Here is a 14,119-nt window from a genome sequence, read left to right as displayed (position 1 = left end):
GTCCAACACCGCGACCCTCAAACCCCGGATATGCAATACGCAGCGGAGGTGACACTCACAGAGTAACCTCCTAGACGATTCGATTTGAGTGCGCCTGAAGTTCCGGTCGGACGCTGCGTGTCAGTGTCTCGAAGATTGATTTAGCAGATCCCACGCTCAGAGATGATCTCGCGGTGATGAATCGGTATACACTACGACCGTCTCTACTGAGTAGTATGTTCACCACTGGCGGCATTGTTGAGATTCTCTACAGGGGGCACATTTTGACCCCGTTTCGGCAATATGGGTTCACTGTCTACGCGGTCCGCACGTCAAGTAGATAGAGTGGTACCCATACCATCACTGCTGTCGAACCGAGGATGGTCATCAATCCTGCCCAAAAGAACCAGATGATAAAATCCTGACCGAGTGGTTGTACGGAGGTAAACAGTGGAATGAGACTGACGAGTGCACATAGAATTCCGATAGTCCAAGTCACGAACGCAAGAATGCCTGTTCCGTAGGAGAATCCGAGCGAACCCACCCATTCTCGTCCTGCTTCAACGGTAGAGCGAAGCCGCCGATTGGGGCGTCGACGACCGTCACCGGTCCATTGATAGAATGACCGTGTTTGATGCTCAATGGTGTCGTGTTCAGTTGCTAGCGCTGAGAGCTGATTAGCGACTGTGTCTGTAGTGTTTGCGGGACAGTCATCGTGGACCATATTAAATACGGTCTGCGGTTCGTGCTCTACTTCGGGATTATCGTACAAGTATCTGATAACTTCTCGTTTTGTCCCTTGATTTGGGCCATCGTAGGCGTCTAGAAGCTCTTGTTTTGATCTCATCGAGAATCACCAGACTGCGAGGGGTCGTGCTGGCAATCACAGGCACAATTTCGGGCTGTGATTGGTGTCACAACGTGTTTTTCGTATGAACTATCTTCTATTTATATGTTTCTGTGGGCTGTGGAATGAATTGCCTATGCGTAGATCCAATCCCAAGCACTGTACAAATCGTACTGGTCCGGAACCACACGGTCCACTAGCTGACCGAGGCATGGTCGAGCCTCGAATGATTCTTAGAGGAATAGTTGTCCTCATCGTAGTTGGACCCTTGACTGCCGCAGCTATTGATATTCAGACAGGGTTGGCATCAACGCCCACGATCTATCCGGTAGCAGCGACAGTCCTTGCGCTACTAATTGTGTTCGCGCTTCTCGCTGTAGCTGTGGAGGGTGAATAATGCGGTCCATCACCTCACCGATCGGTAAGCAGCATGCCGTAGACCTGCTTCTCGTCGCAAGCATCGTAGCGGTACTCACCACGGTTCACGTACTCGTCCCATCGTCTCTCCAAGACCAACTGGCACTTCGACCGGCTGATCCGCAATGGTACACGCTACTGACGGCTGCGTACACGCATGCCAGCTTCGACCATCTCCAAGGAAATCTCACAGGATACCTGTTAGCAGTGGGTTACGTGTACTGGCTGTGTCTGTATCTTGAGCGCCGCCAGTGGTTTTGGCAGACAACACTTGGACTCCTAATTATCACGCCGTTCGTTGTCAATAGCGCAAACGTGCTACTGTACGGTACATATCTCCCGGAGATTGACGGTGTCGCCCGTGGGTTTTCCGGTGTGGTAGCCGCGTTCGTTGGATTCTTACTCATCAGTTTTACAGCCGCCATTCGGGAAGCACATACGACGCAGCTTGCGCAGGTTGTCGGTGTCGGACTCATCCTCATACTGCTGTTGCTTATTGATACTGTGTATGCGAGGACACTCCGTCCAATCGTTGCTGGCTTGGTAGTCTTTGGAATTTGTATCCAAGCCGTTCCCATCCTGTATCACCGTAACTGGGACATATTGGTTCAGACTCGTTCACGCGAGCAACTCCTATTTCAAATCGCCGGAAGCAGTCTCATTGTAGTGGTTCTGGCTATCTTGACGCTTCAGATGTTCCCTGCGGAGGTTGTGGTCGGTAATTCATTCGTGAATATCTTTGCTCACGGAATCGGATTCACAGTCGGAATTGCTGTTTCAGCCGTACTTTTGTCGTATAACCGGTAGCCAATACAATTTGTAGGCCGTGATACGTACTCCTTAGAAATCATTTGCTGGCGTGTCGCCAATATTGCTATAGTTCTGATGATGAGATAACACCGTATGGAAGTTGGATCCGAAGACAGTACAATTGTTTATTTTATCAGAAATGAACTTTTTATTATAGGGACATGATTCCCACTATATGTCACAGCAAATACCAAATCACGGGCAAGAAGAAGTCATCACTACGCGGGAAGAACTAGTAGAGCATCTAGACGGATTGGTTGAGAACCTCGACAGCGAGCTTGACTCCTTCAAGAAGTCGCCAGTGAATGGGAGAATCTATCCTGCATCGTCGATCAACTACACGCGAGACAGCGGCCACGTACAGACAGCTAGTTCGCCAGCGTACGGTGGTGGATTCTGGTCGCTTGCTTGTTGTAAGCACGACATGCGTCAAGAGCACTTCTTCGACTATTTTGAAGAACATGAGTCCGGAGTACTCCGACCGACACAACCGCTATTCATATTCACTACTGCGGGGAAAGGCGGCTCAGACAAACCCAAGGGGGCAGAGACGAAGCATCGATGGCTCGTAAATGTCGCCTTAGTCACGCATGCCTTTCGAGACATGGAAGACTATGGTCGATTCCTAATTGAGCAAGAAGAATCTGTGTGGAAACCACGAATCTCAACCGACCCAGACGATGATTCTGCTTGGGCACGAAAGTACGGAGATTGCCACGCGGTGGTTGAAGATGGAGAAGTCGTTGGAACAGATGCACCCTATCCGGAGCATGACCACGTTTCTGGGTCTGGGACTTCCTCTTGTGGGTGCTCGGAAACAGTCAACCAGGAATACGACCACGTGTATCACGAGGACCTCAACCCCAACCGCCTCAAATTTGTGTCCACGCCCGCCAATTGGGTAAGTTGGAACGAGCCAGCATTGTATTGGACCCTCGGAAATGGGCCAGACCGATACGGTGGCGGGCAGGGCACTCGCGCATATGACGATGATCGGAGCGGAGATACGATAGTCGATTCTCTTCAAGAGATCGTCTGATGGCTGTTGTCCTCGTCGGTGTTGGAGCCGATTCGGAGCATCTTAGGCCTAAGCTACAACTCACTGAAGAGGGATACTTCGATTACATTCCGATTCCGGAATCATATCCCACGAGCGAGACCCTGACGTACGGAACTTTCGACCTCGACCACCGAGGTGGCACCGCAGCCAACTATGTGACAGCGCTCAGCCCCAAAGGAAGCGATAGTGATTGGATCGACGACTCTGTTGAGATCGAGTCGCATCAGGTTCATCACGACCCCAACTTCGAAGCGATGACATTCGGGGATCGGCGTGGCGGCGGTGGGAAAGGAAGTACGCTCATCGACAACTTCGGATCATCTGAGGAGACAGACGTTCTCGGTTTTTACACGGGCGTCAAAGAGAACGAGACTGACTCAAACGTCAACCGATTTCTGTATGGGTACATGACCGTAGAGGCGGTTCATGATCTCTCCAAGCTAGATGGAGAAGAGTATCATGAAGCGCTGCAGGAGTTCCCCGAGAACGCGCATACAAAGCGATTAGAAGCAGCAGGAACGCCAAAACACGATGATATCGTGATTGTCGAAGGACGTACACCGAGTGCGAAACTTGACCAACCTGTGAAAATCAGCGAGCGGATCGACCAAGCACCGTGGTACCGCGTCAATCGAGAATTCACCGACGAGTACAATGTCCAAGGAGGGCAGAAAGGGATTGGTCGAAAGTTTCCTCTCGTCCTCGACCTAGATGGCGAGGAGTTTATTAAGAAAATCGAAGCGGAATCTAACACGAAATAAGGAGTCTTTTGGCGTGCTGTACGATATTACGTGGTCGTGCTACTGGGACGAGGAACCGTCGTATGGGATGTCTGATGCGTGCGCGTTCCGGATTGAAACGTTCCGGAGCGCTGGGTCACACAATCTGATCGCATGTACTGAGCGACCGGAGTCTCCATGACTGCTGATTACTACACGTTTGAACTCGTTCAATAGCAGAATACACTGAGAAATCGAGATTACGAACTGACTGCGAGAGTCCCCATCAACTTTCAAATATGTTCGAAATGTAGAGAGAACACAGGAGGAGAGAGCCCACTATTCCAAAATCAATAGTATTTCAAAACATGGAAAAATATTATTGAGATATGTATGACCTCACTGGGTTTCAGCGAGATCTGCTGTACGTAGTTGCCGGCCTCGATGACCCACACGGACTCGCAATCAAAGACGAACTCGAGGGCTACTATGAAAAAGAAATCCACCACGGCAGATTGTATCCGAATCTCGACACACTTGTCGAGAAGGGACTCATTGAGAAGAGCCAGCGCGATCGACGAACCAACGAGTACACGACCACTCGTCGAGGGACCAGAGAGATTGAGGCACGGGTTGAGTGGGAACGTCAGTATATCGACCGCGACAACTGATTGGCCCATCGTAATCGAGATTAGAGGCTCTGTGGCGCTGTGAAATCCTACTCATCAGACACAATACCGTGTGAAACAGTTCGTTGCTGAAGTGCGCGTATCGGTTACGCTGTCCCGTCCACCGACAAAGAGCATGAACGCTTCAGACTACTTGTAGTAACTGACGCGCTCGACAACTTCTGCGAAGGCGACATTCTCGCGTACATCGGTAATCTCGATAGTAACACGCTCGGTCTGTTTAGTGTCGGGAACAATAACGACGAACCCGCGCTCAACACGGGTGATACCATCGCCTTGGTCGCCAATGTCTTCGATTTCGACGGTACGTTGTTCGCCCTCCTCAACAGGAGGCGTCTGTTGCGCTCGCTCGGGCTCCGGAGTAGCGTCAGTGTTGTTTGCCTCGTTGGTCGCAGGTGCCGGGAGAACAGCCACACGGTACGTCTCGTCTGCCTGTAGCCCCCCAAGACGGAGCTCTTGCTCCGGTACCTCAACCACATATGACCCATCATGCTCTTCGACCTTGCCCGAGAACAGACACTGAAGTTCCTCTGAAATCTCCATTTGAATACCTTACACTGTAGACGCGATGAAGAGCACTTTATTCTGCTGTCTGCGACTACTCCGGGGATACAACGTCCTCACACGTCGGACACTCGGTCCACACGCCCTCGGTGCCGTCGTTTTTCTCGTACTCAACAAGAATCCACGCTTCCGAGATCTCCGCACCACATTCCGGGCACCGACCGAGGGAGGATTCGTCAGCGTTCATGGAAAGGGGGGAAGGAGCGTGTGACAGCGTTCCTTCCAAATGAATTTCACTCGGGAGAGAACCTAAGCCTTTGGCGGCTTTGCGGGTCGAACGCACAGTATTTCCGGAGAACACAGATCACCAGTAGCATTAACTCACAGCCACCAAAACGTCGGAACCCATGAGTGTCCGCACAGTACTTACTCGGCTACTGCCTGGTGACGGGACAGAGGTAGTCGTGGAGTGCCGCCAGTGCGGTGAGAATCTTGCGTCGGGCGCAGATGAGTGTCCCAACTGTGGATCAGATGAGATAGAGCGCTTTCAGATTTCAGAGTAGACTGCCGCGTTCGGGATACCTCAGTATTCTTCAGACAGATCATTGTCCGAACTGCTCGTCGCTGAAGAGTGCGAATTGGCCGTTGATATTTCTACCAATTTAGGGAAATGTTCTGGTAACGGTACAAGATACAGGGCGCGGGTCGGTCAAGAAAAGGCAACCTCATTCGAGGAGTCGGGTCGGGAACTACAGTAGCCAGCTTGATCGGGCGATCGATGACTACGACTCGAACGACGCCCCAACTCCGTCAGCGATCGCTTGGAGATCGGCCTTCCGGAAGGTGGAGTCGTCGGCCGCCTCGGGCGACTCTGCGATGCCGACGTGCGCCCGGATGAGTCGGCGCATCTGCGGTGTTGAAGATTGCCCCGCCTCGCTGCCATCGACTCCGAGTGCCTCACAAATAGCTTGTAGCTCCTCCTTCGTGAACGACGCCTTGATTTCCCGTTCGAAGCGGCCCGTCGCCGCTCGAATCGCGTTTTGAAGTTCTTGGACGGTCGGACTCATGACTCTCCACTCTCCGCTTATCGCCCTCAAAGTTCCTACTCAGTGGCAGCGTCGGGATGTCGTCGTCGTGGAATTCTCGCATCCCACGAGCTGGTTCGATATAGAACAAATAGTCTCAACCTATATTAAGACACAGTCCGAACGGTGTGGTATGACCGGAGACGAATCGAATCCGAAGGGTCTGATGGAACGCCAAACGACGGGTGAAGATCGTGTGCGGATGACCGCCAGACAGCTGTCGGAGCCGCGGACGGCCAACTGGGTCGCTTCCGAAGCGGACTGGTCACACGAGCCAACCAAACGCGTGCTTGAACGCCTCGTCGACGATGGTATTCTCCATCGTGACGAAAGCGGTACTCACACGACGTACTACCCTGATTATCGCCGCCAAGCGATGCAGGAGGCGATGCGGCTTCGAGATAGCGGACATACTGTCGAGGAGCTCACGGACCGTCTCGCCGAGATGAAGACGCAGATCCGTGACTGGGAGGACGAATTCGGCGTTGAGTCACCGAACCAGCTTCGCGGAACGCTCGCTGACGAGTCTCTTGACGCTGACGAGGAAGACCGTCGCCGCGAGATCGCCCGTGAGTGGGAGCACCTTCAGCGACGTATCCGGATCGTCGGCTTCGCTATCCGCGAATGGGACTTCCTCGCCCCGAAGACAGAGCCTGCCGAGGCCAACAGCTAACGGATGTCTGTTCCCCATCCCGGTGGTGATCCGAACGCGAACCTCTATGCTCAGCTAAAACGGGATGTCCTCGATCGTGTGCCACAGATTTCGACGGTCGAGTTCGTTCCGGATGATATCGAGGCCACGCAGCTGCGAGCAATTTTCGATCCGGCTCGTCTTGATCCCCCGACAGGCCCTAAGTCGCCGGAACTGACTGTCAAGTGGTATCGACAGGACCCAGACGATTGGTTCCGTGTCAACTATACTGACTCGAACACGGGCTTTCACGCCGGCTGGCACCAAGACGAGGACCATCCCGATCTCGGGCAGGCGCATTTTCAGTACTCAACCGCCACAACTGAGGACCGATGGGGGATCACATTCGAACACGAAACTCCCTCTCTGATCCTCTGGGAAATCGTCGAGGAACTTCTCAAGGATGTCCGTCCCACCTACCAATACGCGAACGATGAATCATAACTCCCGGTGACACCTCGAAACCGTCCCGATCAATACTCGTGAGATCCTTGGAGCGCTACCTACAGGCCAAAAAAAACCGTCGAGGCGAGTAGATCAGCTCAATGTGAGGCTCGAACATGTGACCAGAAACTGGCTGTGAATTGGCAGCGCATTCCGAGGCTTTCTCTGGGTACCCTGACTGCTACCCGACTTTTTCGACGCCTTTCAGAATGTGATCGACGTCGAAACCGGAGACAGAGATCGAGTTGAAAGCGCCGTTCGTCGAGTGGTCGAAAACGGAAATCGCGGAGCGGGGGTTAGAACTCGGCGTGCCGTACGACCTGACGTGGTCGTGTTACCGCGATGAGGAGCCAGCGTGTTGGACGTGTGATGCCTGTGCGTTCCGGCTCGAAGCGTACCGGAACGCCGGGTCGCGTGATCCGATCGCGTACGCTGAGCGGCCGGAGTTCTCGTAATTTATTGATTAGTCCGTGTTCTGCTTTTGTAGTGGCTCTCAGTCGCATCCGACAGAACGCTTATTCGAGCGGTCCGCGAAAGAGGAGTATGGCGAGTGCGACACACGACGCATCCAACGGGGAAGGCGTCGAGTTCATTCACGAGGATGACGGCTCGATCACCGCGAGAGATATCGAGACCGGTGTCGCCTCCTTCGGCGAGACGAAAGCGGAAGCGCTCCGGATGCTTGCGGAGGCGATCGAACTTCACGAAGGCGGCGGTGAACCCGTCACCGATGAGGATCTCGAAGAGTGGGGTCTCGAGGATACGGAGCCCGGTGACAAGGACCTGCCCGAATTCATGCGGTGAATGGTCCGGACGAACTTCTCCGGGCGTGAGATTGCGTCTGTTCTTCATGAGTTCGGTTACAAGCGTGTCGGTCGTGTCGGTAGTCACCTGAAGATGCGGTACGAGTCACCAGACACGGACGAGGTCCGGATCGTGACTGTTCCTATGGCGTCAGAAGATGAGATTCCGACCGGAACGCTCCAATCGATCGCTGATCAGTGCGGAGCCGACGACTTCCACGCGTGGTGTGAGTGGATCGACGAGCACCGCTGACGCTCAGCTCGACACCGACTCGTCGGCCGTTTATTCGCGCACACTCGGACCACTTCCCCAGATATCCTATTGCCCCTCGGCCTTTTACGACGTGTTTCAGGAGATGATTGAGATTGGGAGGAGGAGCTGGCGTGCGGGACGTGTGATGCGTGTGCGTTCCGGCTTGAGGCGTTTCGGAATGCTGGGAGTCACGCGATCCGATTGCGTACGCTGAGCGGCCGGAGTTCTCGTAGTCTGGCGGTCACCATCTGTAATCGTCGTGGGATAGTTCCTCCTTGGGATCAACGTTTTTCGGAAACCCATTGCCGTCAAGCGGTCTGAAAATGTAGGAATCATCAAGATATCCATTGTTGACCGCTTCACGGAGCTGCGACAGCGACAGAGGTTTGCCTTTGTGTAGGCTCTCTAGGATCTCTGCCTCTGCAAGACCTGGGTCGCCGTATTTGAGATCAAGATCAAAATCAAGGATCTGATGGTCGTCAGCAAGCGATTTTTCGATGCCATCATACATCAGCGTTCGAAATAACTCATCCGTCGAGTGGTCTGTTGAGTCGGGAAGTCGTTGACAGAGTCGAAACGCGAACGCTATCAGGTCTTCTGTAGCGTCGAAGATTGCTTTGTCCTGCTCACCATTGTCAACCACAAGCTGTGTCACATCCCGGTCCTCAAGCTCCGTCGTGAGATATTCTAAATCGTACAGCGCGTTTCGAGTACGGTCTCGGATCCGTTGTCGGGTGTTCCGTTCACTGCCGTCTGTCAGATTTTTTCGGCCGGTCAGGTAGTCGCGGTCGTCTCGTGTCAGAATGCCCCGGTCACGATCTGGTGAAGTCCTCATCCGAATTAGAGTACACAAACAGATCTATATAAAATATCCCGCTTTTTCGTAATCGGAATCAGATTACGATGTTCTCGGTACAAACACCACACTACCCCGTTGTAGCTAGTACGCATGACACCGCTACAACCTGTAGAAATCGACCCGCGAGTGAGTTGCCCGATAGTCCTTGGGAACTATATGAGAGCCACCGGCTTCTTTTTTGAAATGCACGAGACACATCTCATAACTGCTCGCCACAATGTAGCCCCGACGAGTGGGTCGCAACTGGAAACTGGCGATCTCGAGATGGGTTTCGAGATGCCCAACACCCACGGTAAGATTGACATCTACCTCCGATCTGACGACACATTCGATGTTGAAACTATTCGGTCCTCGGACATCCCGTATGCCACTATCGACTTACGTCTCGATGTCATCGCTATCCCATTACCGTTTGACCCAACAAATTATGGATATACTGTCTTTGGGCCCGATGATATCGACGATACCCATCCAAAATCACAAACGTTCGATACTATTGGATTTCCGGCCGACTCGTTCCCGACATTCGACGAGTACGACACCGATGCCTACGCCGAACAGATAAGTGGGCCATACAAACTCTCGACAGAGGGGCCAGTCTCTCCAGAAAAGTTACAAATTGATAATATTAAAAACGTCGCTGTCACCTACGTTAGCGGTGAACCTGGTGTTGATAGTGATTATGAGGGGTTAAGCGGAAGCCCAGTACTCGGCGATGGACTCGCAGGAATCCACACACTAAACCTCCCCGCGAAAGCTAAAGACCCAGAGACCGGGGAGCATACCGATAGTATGCTCACCTCATACTGGCGTGCCAATAGTTTCGTCCACTTGGTCGAACAGTACTGACCCAGGTACCGAGCGATTAGGGGGTGTGAACTGTCACATACTGAGTATTCCAACAGAGCTGGTGAGCCACGACTTCTACAGGCGGAGCAGGCCGAGTGCCTCGGAGTTTGACCCCGAGGCGGTTCACGACCATCGAGAGGGCTCTCGTGGCCGAGTACTTCCAACTCCATCGTACTGATACTTGATCCACAGAGAACGAGCATCGAATCATCCACTGAGGATATTGCCGACGAGCGGCGTTTCTGCTCGGTGTTGGACTTCTGCCCAACGCTTATCGCGTTGAGAGGTGTCCCAACACGTAAGCGATGCCCTCAGAGCCGCCCTCCAGTACACGCACGTCGAAGCCGACCTCGTCGAGAACGTTGTGCTTCGACCGACTGGCGACACCGAAACGTACCCCCCGGGGTAGAAGTACACGCTCTATCTGGGCACCATCAACGATCTCACGCTCGTCCGGTTCGACAACTCCCACGAGGGCACGAAGGGGCACGAGCATCACACCGCAGCTGGCGATCTCGACGGCGTCGAGTTCCCTGGGATGGAAGAGTTGCTCGTCGAGTTCTGGGCGAGTGCGGACGAGTACTGGGACGCTGTCGGCGGCGACCCACCCCGACCACACTGATCGAACACCACCAGCCCGACCATGACCACACTCCACATCACCGTCGGCGACCGAGAACAGCTCCATGAGGACGCACTCCAGTTCGTCCAAGACGTCGAGGACGACGATCTCGACGACCAGGACGGAAAGGCGACGCTCCAGTTCGGAACCTACGACGACTTCGTCGACAGTCTCACCCCGCTCCGCTTGGAGCTCATCCGAGCAATCGCCGAGAAAGCTCCCGAAAGTATGCGCGAAGCGGCGCGACTCGTCGAGCGAGACGTATCCGACGTCCACTCTGAACTAAAGCAGTTGGAAGTACTTGGTATCCTTACGCTCGAAGAGGGCGGCCCCAGCGGCGCGATACAACCGGTCGTCCCATTCGACCGCATCGAAGTCCACATCGACTACCCGCTCATCGATAACGGTGATGCTGACAGCGCCCCCGCGAGTGCGTAGTCGGTTCGTCTCAAACTGAGAGAATTCTCAGCGATCAATTCGTACTCTTCAGTAACCGACTGTTTCAGAATAGACGCGTTATTTGTATCGGTGGTAAATTTCCACCGAATCGTTTCATCCACTGAGAATCGAGACACGACCTCCATCTTACCTGTAGCAGCAGTCTACAGAGACGGCTGCTTTCATCCTTCTAAGGTAGTCACAGCATCTGGTAATCGAGCATCGAATTGATCACTAACAAATTCAGTATTATAGTCTACAACTTCCCAGTCGGTATTCAACAGTGATGGGACAATTGGGATGAGGACTTGTAACGAATCCATGTAATAAACATTATGTAGAGTGTGGAGGTCACTATATACTGCGTATACCCCATGGTCCGGTGAATCTAATATGTATATTCTATCATTATCACGCTTGAACCCCAATATGAGATCTTTTCCATAACACGGGTCAGTCAAATCGTCTTCTTCCGGATCCCACGTTGTGAACCCCGGAAATCCATCAAATGGCATAGCATACCGGGAAGGGCGATTCAATATAAAAAACATTTGTAAATCTGTTACGCCGAACTATCTTTTTATCAGGTACGCTGTGAATGACAGCTCCCTCAGGTTGAAGCCAGAGGAATTCCCATCATATTTGGGGTATTAGTGCTCTGTTGAATCCGCAGAAGGCGTCAGGATCGAGTTACAATAGGGTCGGTGTATTAGCGGTGAATCGTCCGGACGAACTTCTCCGGGCGCGAGATTGCGTCTGTCCGCCATGAGTTCGGCTACAGGCGTGTAGGCCGTGTCAGTAGTCACGAAGGACGTTCCGAACTTCGGCAAGGGATAAGCCGTCGTGAAAGCCCCGGGCGTCGAAGCTGTTGAATACCTACACTGGGCCTTGTTTAGACGCAGTATAGATCGGACGAAACGGGTGCTACCCGAGGAACTAAACCGAACAGAGATGCCCTCATAGACGGATCCTGTTCAGCTGATACAGACGCTAACCCACACTATCAGGAGCGTCTAAACAAGGCCCCTACACTGTAGACGCGACGAAGAGCACTTCACTCTGCTGTGTATCTCTAGCAGACGGCATTGTTTTGTCGCGCCCCCAGCAATACTACATATGTACCTCCGTGATGCGGTCGGTTCTCGGCAGGCACTAATACTCTCAGTCGGGGTCACTATGATCGCCGTCGGACTCATTGGTCTCATCTGGGCCTGATGTTTCAGTAGATGTCGAATTAATAGGGCTTCAGCAGCGCTGAACGGTTACAACTACCGCGTTGAATTACGGTCCACTTAGCGATTCGCAAGGAAGGTATATACCAGGAAGCGCTAACGTATCGTACAGCTCATATGCCGGTTCTCGACGACCTCTCTGGGTTCGAGTTCGAGGACGTGATGGAGGACGTGTTCCGGAACCTCGGGTACGAGAACGTTCGACAGGCCGAGCGGACTGCCGATGAGGGGCGGGACATCCTCATGGAAGAGGTCGTCGACGGGACGCGCCACGGGGTTGTCGTCGAGTGTAAGCACACCGGGACGGTGGGGCGGCCGGTCGTACAGAAACTTCACTCGGCGATTGCGACGTTCGAGTTCGACGGGCCGAAGCGCGGCATGGTGGCGACGACTGGCCGATTCACTGGCCCAGCGATCGAGTACGCCGAGCGACTGCGGGAAAATGATGATCCGTATCCGATCGAACTGATCGACGGGGAAGACCTCCGTGAGATTGCTGACGATATCGGGTTGGGTCTGTACAACGGCCGGATCGAAATCCTGTGCGACGAGACGCTCCGCCCGTACGATTCGGCGACGGCAGTGGCTGCCCCCGTCACGGCAGCGTTCCGCGATATCGATAACATCGATTCCGCAGACATTCCCGACCCGTACTCGGAAGTCACGTTTCGCCCGGTCGTCGCCGTAACGGCGGACACGAACGCGATCTTCGAGACGTCGGTCGGCGTGGTTCATCGGATCAACGACCGGTCTCGGTTCGTCGTCCACGCAGAGCGCGGCCAGCCACGCACCGCGTCGGGTGACGTGTCGAACCTCGTGGTGGAAAATCTCAACGCGACGGTTACCCTCGATACGGATCAATTCGATACCAAGTTCGACACGATTGAGGAGCGTCGGTTCGGGCAGACGCAGACCGAGTACAAGGAGTGGGCGGTCGAACGGCTCCGCGATCACCACACGACGACCGTCTCCTACACGGGCGACAACAACGTCACGTACACCAAAACCTGCGAACCGAACCGCTCCGACGTGTCCGTCCAATCGATCGAACCGGTATATCTACCACAAGTCCGGCACAGGACCGACCTCGGTGAATACTCGTATCCGTACGAATATTTCGCAGCCGGGCCCTCACGTGTCACCAGTGAAGACGGCATCCACCGGTGCGTTCACTGTGACACCGCCGGGACGGACGCCACCTACACATTTTGTGCGAACTGTGGGAGTATCAACTGCGACTCGCATATCAAATCCGAGCGGTTGGAAGGAACACCAGTCTGTACCGGCTGTGCGGTGACCGACCGGTTCGCGCTCAAAACGAAGTACTTCTACGACGAGACGAATCGGGACGCGTTCCAAGACCAATACGACGCGATGCCGTTCTACGAGAAAGCTATGGAGAATACACTGCTCACCGGCGGCGTAGTCGTGCTTGCCGCACTCGTGCTGCTCGGACTACTCGTCAGTCTCGGTTGGCTCTGACTCGTGTTCTAACTGTTGGGTTGTGGTTGGTCCTGTTGATCGCTATGGAGCGTGCGTACTGAGGCTTCCGAGCGAGCCCGGTGTGCTGTGCGACACTATGAAGATATTCCTCTGCGAATATGAGCGTATGCCGAAGGTCAGCGTCGAGATCCCCCAGGAACTGCTTGATGATCTCGACGAACACGTCGGTGACGAGGGAAAGTTCGTCAACCGAAGCGACGCAGTTCGGGCATCGATCCGAAAAACGCTCGATATGCTCGATGAGATCGATAGACGACACGGACGGGTTGAGACGGATGAAGCTGAATCTCATTAGTTGTCCCTGAGAGAACAACT

At 53.7% G+C, this 14,119-nt stretch carries 18 protein-coding genes and 3 pseudogenes; 16 read left to right on the top strand and 5 right to left on the bottom strand.

Features of this window, described 5'->3' with window-relative positions:
* The first annotated feature begins 1,222 nt into the window (after positions 1 to 1,222).
* The 5 genes from ACNS88_RS17135 (at position 1,223) to ACNS88_RS17115 (ending at position 4,503) form a co-directional block, all read left to right on the top strand.
* Complete coding sequence (locus ACNS88_RS17135) at positions 1,223 to 2,050, top strand: hypothetical protein (protein WP_435100409.1); 828 nt, start codon at positions 1,223 to 1,225, stop codon at positions 2,048 to 2,050.
* Positions 2,051 to 2,228: 178 nt separating this feature from the next.
* Positions 2,229 to 3,092, top strand: coding sequence for a hypothetical protein (locus ACNS88_RS17130; RefSeq protein ID WP_435100406.1), 864 nt, complete (start codon positions 2,229 to 2,231; stop codon positions 3,090 to 3,092).
* Complete coding sequence (locus tag ACNS88_RS17125; RefSeq protein ID WP_435100403.1) at positions 3,092 to 3,874, top strand: Nmad3 family putative nucleotide modification protein; 783 nt, start codon at positions 3,092 to 3,094, stop codon at positions 3,872 to 3,874. Before ACNS88_RS17130 ends, ACNS88_RS17125 begins: the two co-directional genes overlap by 1 nt.
* Positions 3,825 to 4,034, top strand: a complete 210-nt coding sequence (locus ACNS88_RS17120) for a 7-cyano-7-deazaguanine synthase (protein ID WP_435100401.1) — start codon at positions 3,825 to 3,827, stop codon at positions 4,032 to 4,034. Before ACNS88_RS17125 ends, ACNS88_RS17120 begins: the two co-directional genes overlap by 50 nt.
* Before the next feature lie 187 nt (positions 4,035 to 4,221).
* Positions 4,222 to 4,503, top strand: coding sequence for a helix-turn-helix transcriptional regulator (locus ACNS88_RS17115; protein WP_435100399.1), 282 nt, complete (start codon positions 4,222 to 4,224; stop codon positions 4,501 to 4,503).
* A 147-nt stretch (positions 4,504 to 4,650) separates the two neighbouring features.
* Here ACNS88_RS17115 and ACNS88_RS17110 read toward each other — a convergent pair whose 3' ends face one another.
* From ACNS88_RS17110 to ACNS88_RS17105, 3 genes are all read right to left on the bottom strand, one after another.
* On the bottom strand, positions 4,651 to 5,064 hold the full coding sequence (locus ACNS88_RS17110; protein ID WP_435100397.1) for a TRAM domain-containing protein: 414 nt from the start codon (positions 5,062 to 5,064) through the stop codon (positions 4,651 to 4,653).
* A gap of 55 nt (positions 5,065 to 5,119) precedes the next feature.
* Positions 5,120 to 5,272, bottom strand: coding sequence for a DUF7837 family putative zinc-binding protein (locus ACNS88_RS17675; RefSeq protein WP_343777553.1), 153 nt, complete (start codon positions 5,270 to 5,272; stop codon positions 5,120 to 5,122).
* Between the two features lie 535 nt (positions 5,273 to 5,807).
* Positions 5,808 to 6,092: a hypothetical protein gene (locus ACNS88_RS17105; RefSeq protein WP_435100395.1), complete on the bottom strand. Its 285-nt coding sequence runs from the start codon at positions 6,090 to 6,092 to the stop codon at positions 5,808 to 5,810.
* A 151-nt stretch (positions 6,093 to 6,243) separates the two neighbouring features.
* Here ACNS88_RS17105 and ACNS88_RS17100 point away from each other — a divergent pair, with 151 nt between their 5' ends.
* From ACNS88_RS17100 to ACNS88_RS17075, 6 genes and pseudogenes are all read left to right on the top strand, one after another.
* Positions 6,244 to 6,783 carry a DUF7342 family protein gene (locus tag ACNS88_RS17100; RefSeq protein WP_435100392.1) on the top strand — a complete coding sequence of 180 codons (540 nt, stop codon included), beginning with the start codon at positions 6,244 to 6,246 and terminating at the stop codon, positions 6,781 to 6,783.
* Positions 6,784 to 6,786: 3 nt separating this feature from the next.
* Positions 6,787 to 7,245, top strand: coding sequence for a hypothetical protein (locus ACNS88_RS17095; protein ID WP_435100389.1), 459 nt, complete (start codon positions 6,787 to 6,789; stop codon positions 7,243 to 7,245).
* A 140-nt stretch (positions 7,246 to 7,385) separates the two neighbouring features.
* A pseudogene (locus ACNS88_RS17090) lies at positions 7,386 to 7,700 on the top strand (7-cyano-7-deazaguanine synthase); the annotation flags it as partial.
* Positions 7,701 to 7,788: 88 nt separating this feature from the next.
* On the top strand, positions 7,789 to 8,049 hold the full coding sequence (locus ACNS88_RS17085; RefSeq protein WP_435100386.1) for a type II toxin-antitoxin system HicB family antitoxin: 261 nt from the start codon (positions 7,789 to 7,791) through the stop codon (positions 8,047 to 8,049).
* A complete protein-coding gene (locus tag ACNS88_RS17080; protein ID WP_435100383.1) occupies positions 8,050 to 8,301 on the top strand; it encodes a type II toxin-antitoxin system HicA family toxin in 252 nt (83 codons plus the stop codon).
* A 117-nt stretch (positions 8,302 to 8,418) separates the two neighbouring features.
* Positions 8,419 to 8,534, top strand: a pseudogene (locus ACNS88_RS17075) (7-cyano-7-deazaguanine synthase QueC); the annotation flags it as partial.
* A gap of 8 nt (positions 8,535 to 8,542) precedes the next feature.
* Here the strand turns inward: ACNS88_RS17075 and ACNS88_RS17070 are convergent.
* Positions 8,543 to 9,136 (bottom strand): DUF8102 family protein, encoded by a 594-nt coding sequence (locus ACNS88_RS17070; RefSeq protein ID WP_152422870.1) that lies wholly within the window; start codon positions 9,134 to 9,136, stop codon positions 8,543 to 8,545.
* A gap of 207 nt (positions 9,137 to 9,343) precedes the next feature.
* Between ACNS88_RS17070 and ACNS88_RS17065 the strand changes: the two genes are divergently transcribed.
* From ACNS88_RS17065 to ACNS88_RS17055, 3 genes and pseudogenes are all read left to right on the top strand, one after another.
* On the top strand, positions 9,344 to 10,009 hold the full coding sequence (locus ACNS88_RS17065) for a hypothetical protein (RefSeq protein WP_435100412.1): 666 nt from the start codon (positions 9,344 to 9,346) through the stop codon (positions 10,007 to 10,009).
* 286 nt (positions 10,010 to 10,295) lie between these two features.
* Positions 10,296 to 10,631: pseudogene (locus tag ACNS88_RS17060) on the top strand (toxin-antitoxin system TumE family protein).
* A gap of 21 nt (positions 10,632 to 10,652) precedes the next feature.
* A complete protein-coding gene (locus ACNS88_RS17055) occupies positions 10,653 to 11,069 on the top strand; it encodes an HVO_A0114 family putative DNA-binding protein (RefSeq protein WP_435100380.1) in 417 nt (138 codons plus the stop codon).
* A gap of 182 nt (positions 11,070 to 11,251) precedes the next feature.
* On the opposite strand, the gene ACNS88_RS17050 is transcribed toward ACNS88_RS17055, so the two are convergent.
* Positions 11,252 to 11,584 carry a hypothetical protein gene (locus tag ACNS88_RS17050; RefSeq protein WP_435100377.1) on the bottom strand — a complete coding sequence of 111 codons (333 nt, stop codon included), beginning with the start codon at positions 11,582 to 11,584 and terminating at the stop codon, positions 11,252 to 11,254.
* 834 nt (positions 11,585 to 12,418) lie between these two features.
* Between ACNS88_RS17050 and ACNS88_RS17045 the strand changes: the two genes are divergently transcribed.
* Both ACNS88_RS17045 and ACNS88_RS17040 read left to right on the top strand, forming a co-directional pair.
* Complete coding sequence (locus ACNS88_RS17045; protein ID WP_435100374.1) at positions 12,419 to 13,783, top strand: restriction endonuclease; 1,365 nt, start codon at positions 12,419 to 12,421, stop codon at positions 13,781 to 13,783.
* Positions 13,784 to 13,910: 127 nt separating this feature from the next.
* Positions 13,911 to 14,099 carry a ribbon-helix-helix domain-containing protein gene (locus ACNS88_RS17040; protein ID WP_215088645.1) on the top strand — a complete coding sequence of 63 codons (189 nt, stop codon included), beginning with the start codon at positions 13,911 to 13,913 and terminating at the stop codon, positions 14,097 to 14,099.
* Positions 14,100 to 14,119 lie beyond the last annotated feature (20 nt).

Source organism: Halorubrum shenae (assembly GCF_051194165.1).
Lineage (GTDB): Archaea > Halobacteriota > Halobacteria > Halobacteriales > Haloferacaceae > Halorubrum.
The sequence above is the reverse complement of the archived record's forward strand: the minus strand, read 5'-3'. Positions and strand labels throughout refer to the sequence as shown.

Excerpts from the sequence above, each read along its gene's own strand:
- ACNS88_RS17135 (WP_435100409.1), top strand. The coding sequence starts at position 1,223 with ATGCGGTCCATCACCTCACCGATCGGTAAGCAGCATGCCGTAGACCTG.
- ACNS88_RS17130 (WP_435100406.1), top strand. The coding sequence starts at position 2,229 with ATGTCACAGCAAATACCAAATCACGGGCAAGAAGAAGTCATCACTACG.
- ACNS88_RS17125 (WP_435100403.1), top strand. The coding sequence starts at position 3,092 with ATGGCTGTTGTCCTCGTCGGTGTTGGAGCCGATTCGGAGCATCTTAGG.
- ACNS88_RS17120 (WP_435100401.1), top strand. The coding sequence starts at position 3,825 with ATGGCGAGGAGTTTATTAAGAAAATCGAAGCGGAATCTAACACGAAAT.
- ACNS88_RS17115 (WP_435100399.1), top strand. The coding sequence starts at position 4,222 with ATGTATGACCTCACTGGGTTTCAGCGAGATCTGCTGTACGTAGTTGCC.
- ACNS88_RS17110 (WP_435100397.1), bottom strand. The coding sequence starts at position 5,064 with ATGGAGATTTCAGAGGAACTTCAGTGTCTGTTCTCGGGCAAGGTCGAA.
- ACNS88_RS17675 (WP_343777553.1), bottom strand. The coding sequence starts at position 5,272 with ATGAACGCTGACGAATCCTCCCTCGGTCGGTGCCCGGAATGTGGTGCG.
- ACNS88_RS17105 (WP_435100395.1), bottom strand. The coding sequence starts at position 6,092 with ATGAGTCCGACCGTCCAAGAACTTCAAAACGCGATTCGAGCGGCGACG.
- ACNS88_RS17100 (WP_435100392.1), top strand. The coding sequence starts at position 6,244 with ATGACCGGAGACGAATCGAATCCGAAGGGTCTGATGGAACGCCAAACG.
- ACNS88_RS17095 (WP_435100389.1), top strand. The coding sequence starts at position 6,787 with ATGTCTGTTCCCCATCCCGGTGGTGATCCGAACGCGAACCTCTATGCT.
- ACNS88_RS17085 (WP_435100386.1), top strand. The coding sequence starts at position 7,789 with ATGGCGAGTGCGACACACGACGCATCCAACGGGGAAGGCGTCGAGTTC.
- ACNS88_RS17080 (WP_435100383.1), top strand. The coding sequence starts at position 8,050 with ATGGTCCGGACGAACTTCTCCGGGCGTGAGATTGCGTCTGTTCTTCAT.
- ACNS88_RS17070 (WP_152422870.1), bottom strand. The coding sequence starts at position 9,136 with ATGAGGACTTCACCAGATCGTGACCGGGGCATTCTGACACGAGACGAC.
- ACNS88_RS17065 (WP_435100412.1), top strand. The coding sequence starts at position 9,344 with ATGCACGAGACACATCTCATAACTGCTCGCCACAATGTAGCCCCGACG.
- ACNS88_RS17055 (WP_435100380.1), top strand. The coding sequence starts at position 10,653 with ATGACCACACTCCACATCACCGTCGGCGACCGAGAACAGCTCCATGAG.
- ACNS88_RS17050 (WP_435100377.1), bottom strand. The coding sequence starts at position 11,584 with ATGCCATTTGATGGATTTCCGGGGTTCACAACGTGGGATCCGGAAGAA.
- ACNS88_RS17045 (WP_435100374.1), top strand. The coding sequence starts at position 12,419 with ATGCCGGTTCTCGACGACCTCTCTGGGTTCGAGTTCGAGGACGTGATG.
- ACNS88_RS17040 (WP_215088645.1), top strand. The coding sequence starts at position 13,911 with ATGCCGAAGGTCAGCGTCGAGATCCCCCAGGAACTGCTTGATGATCTC.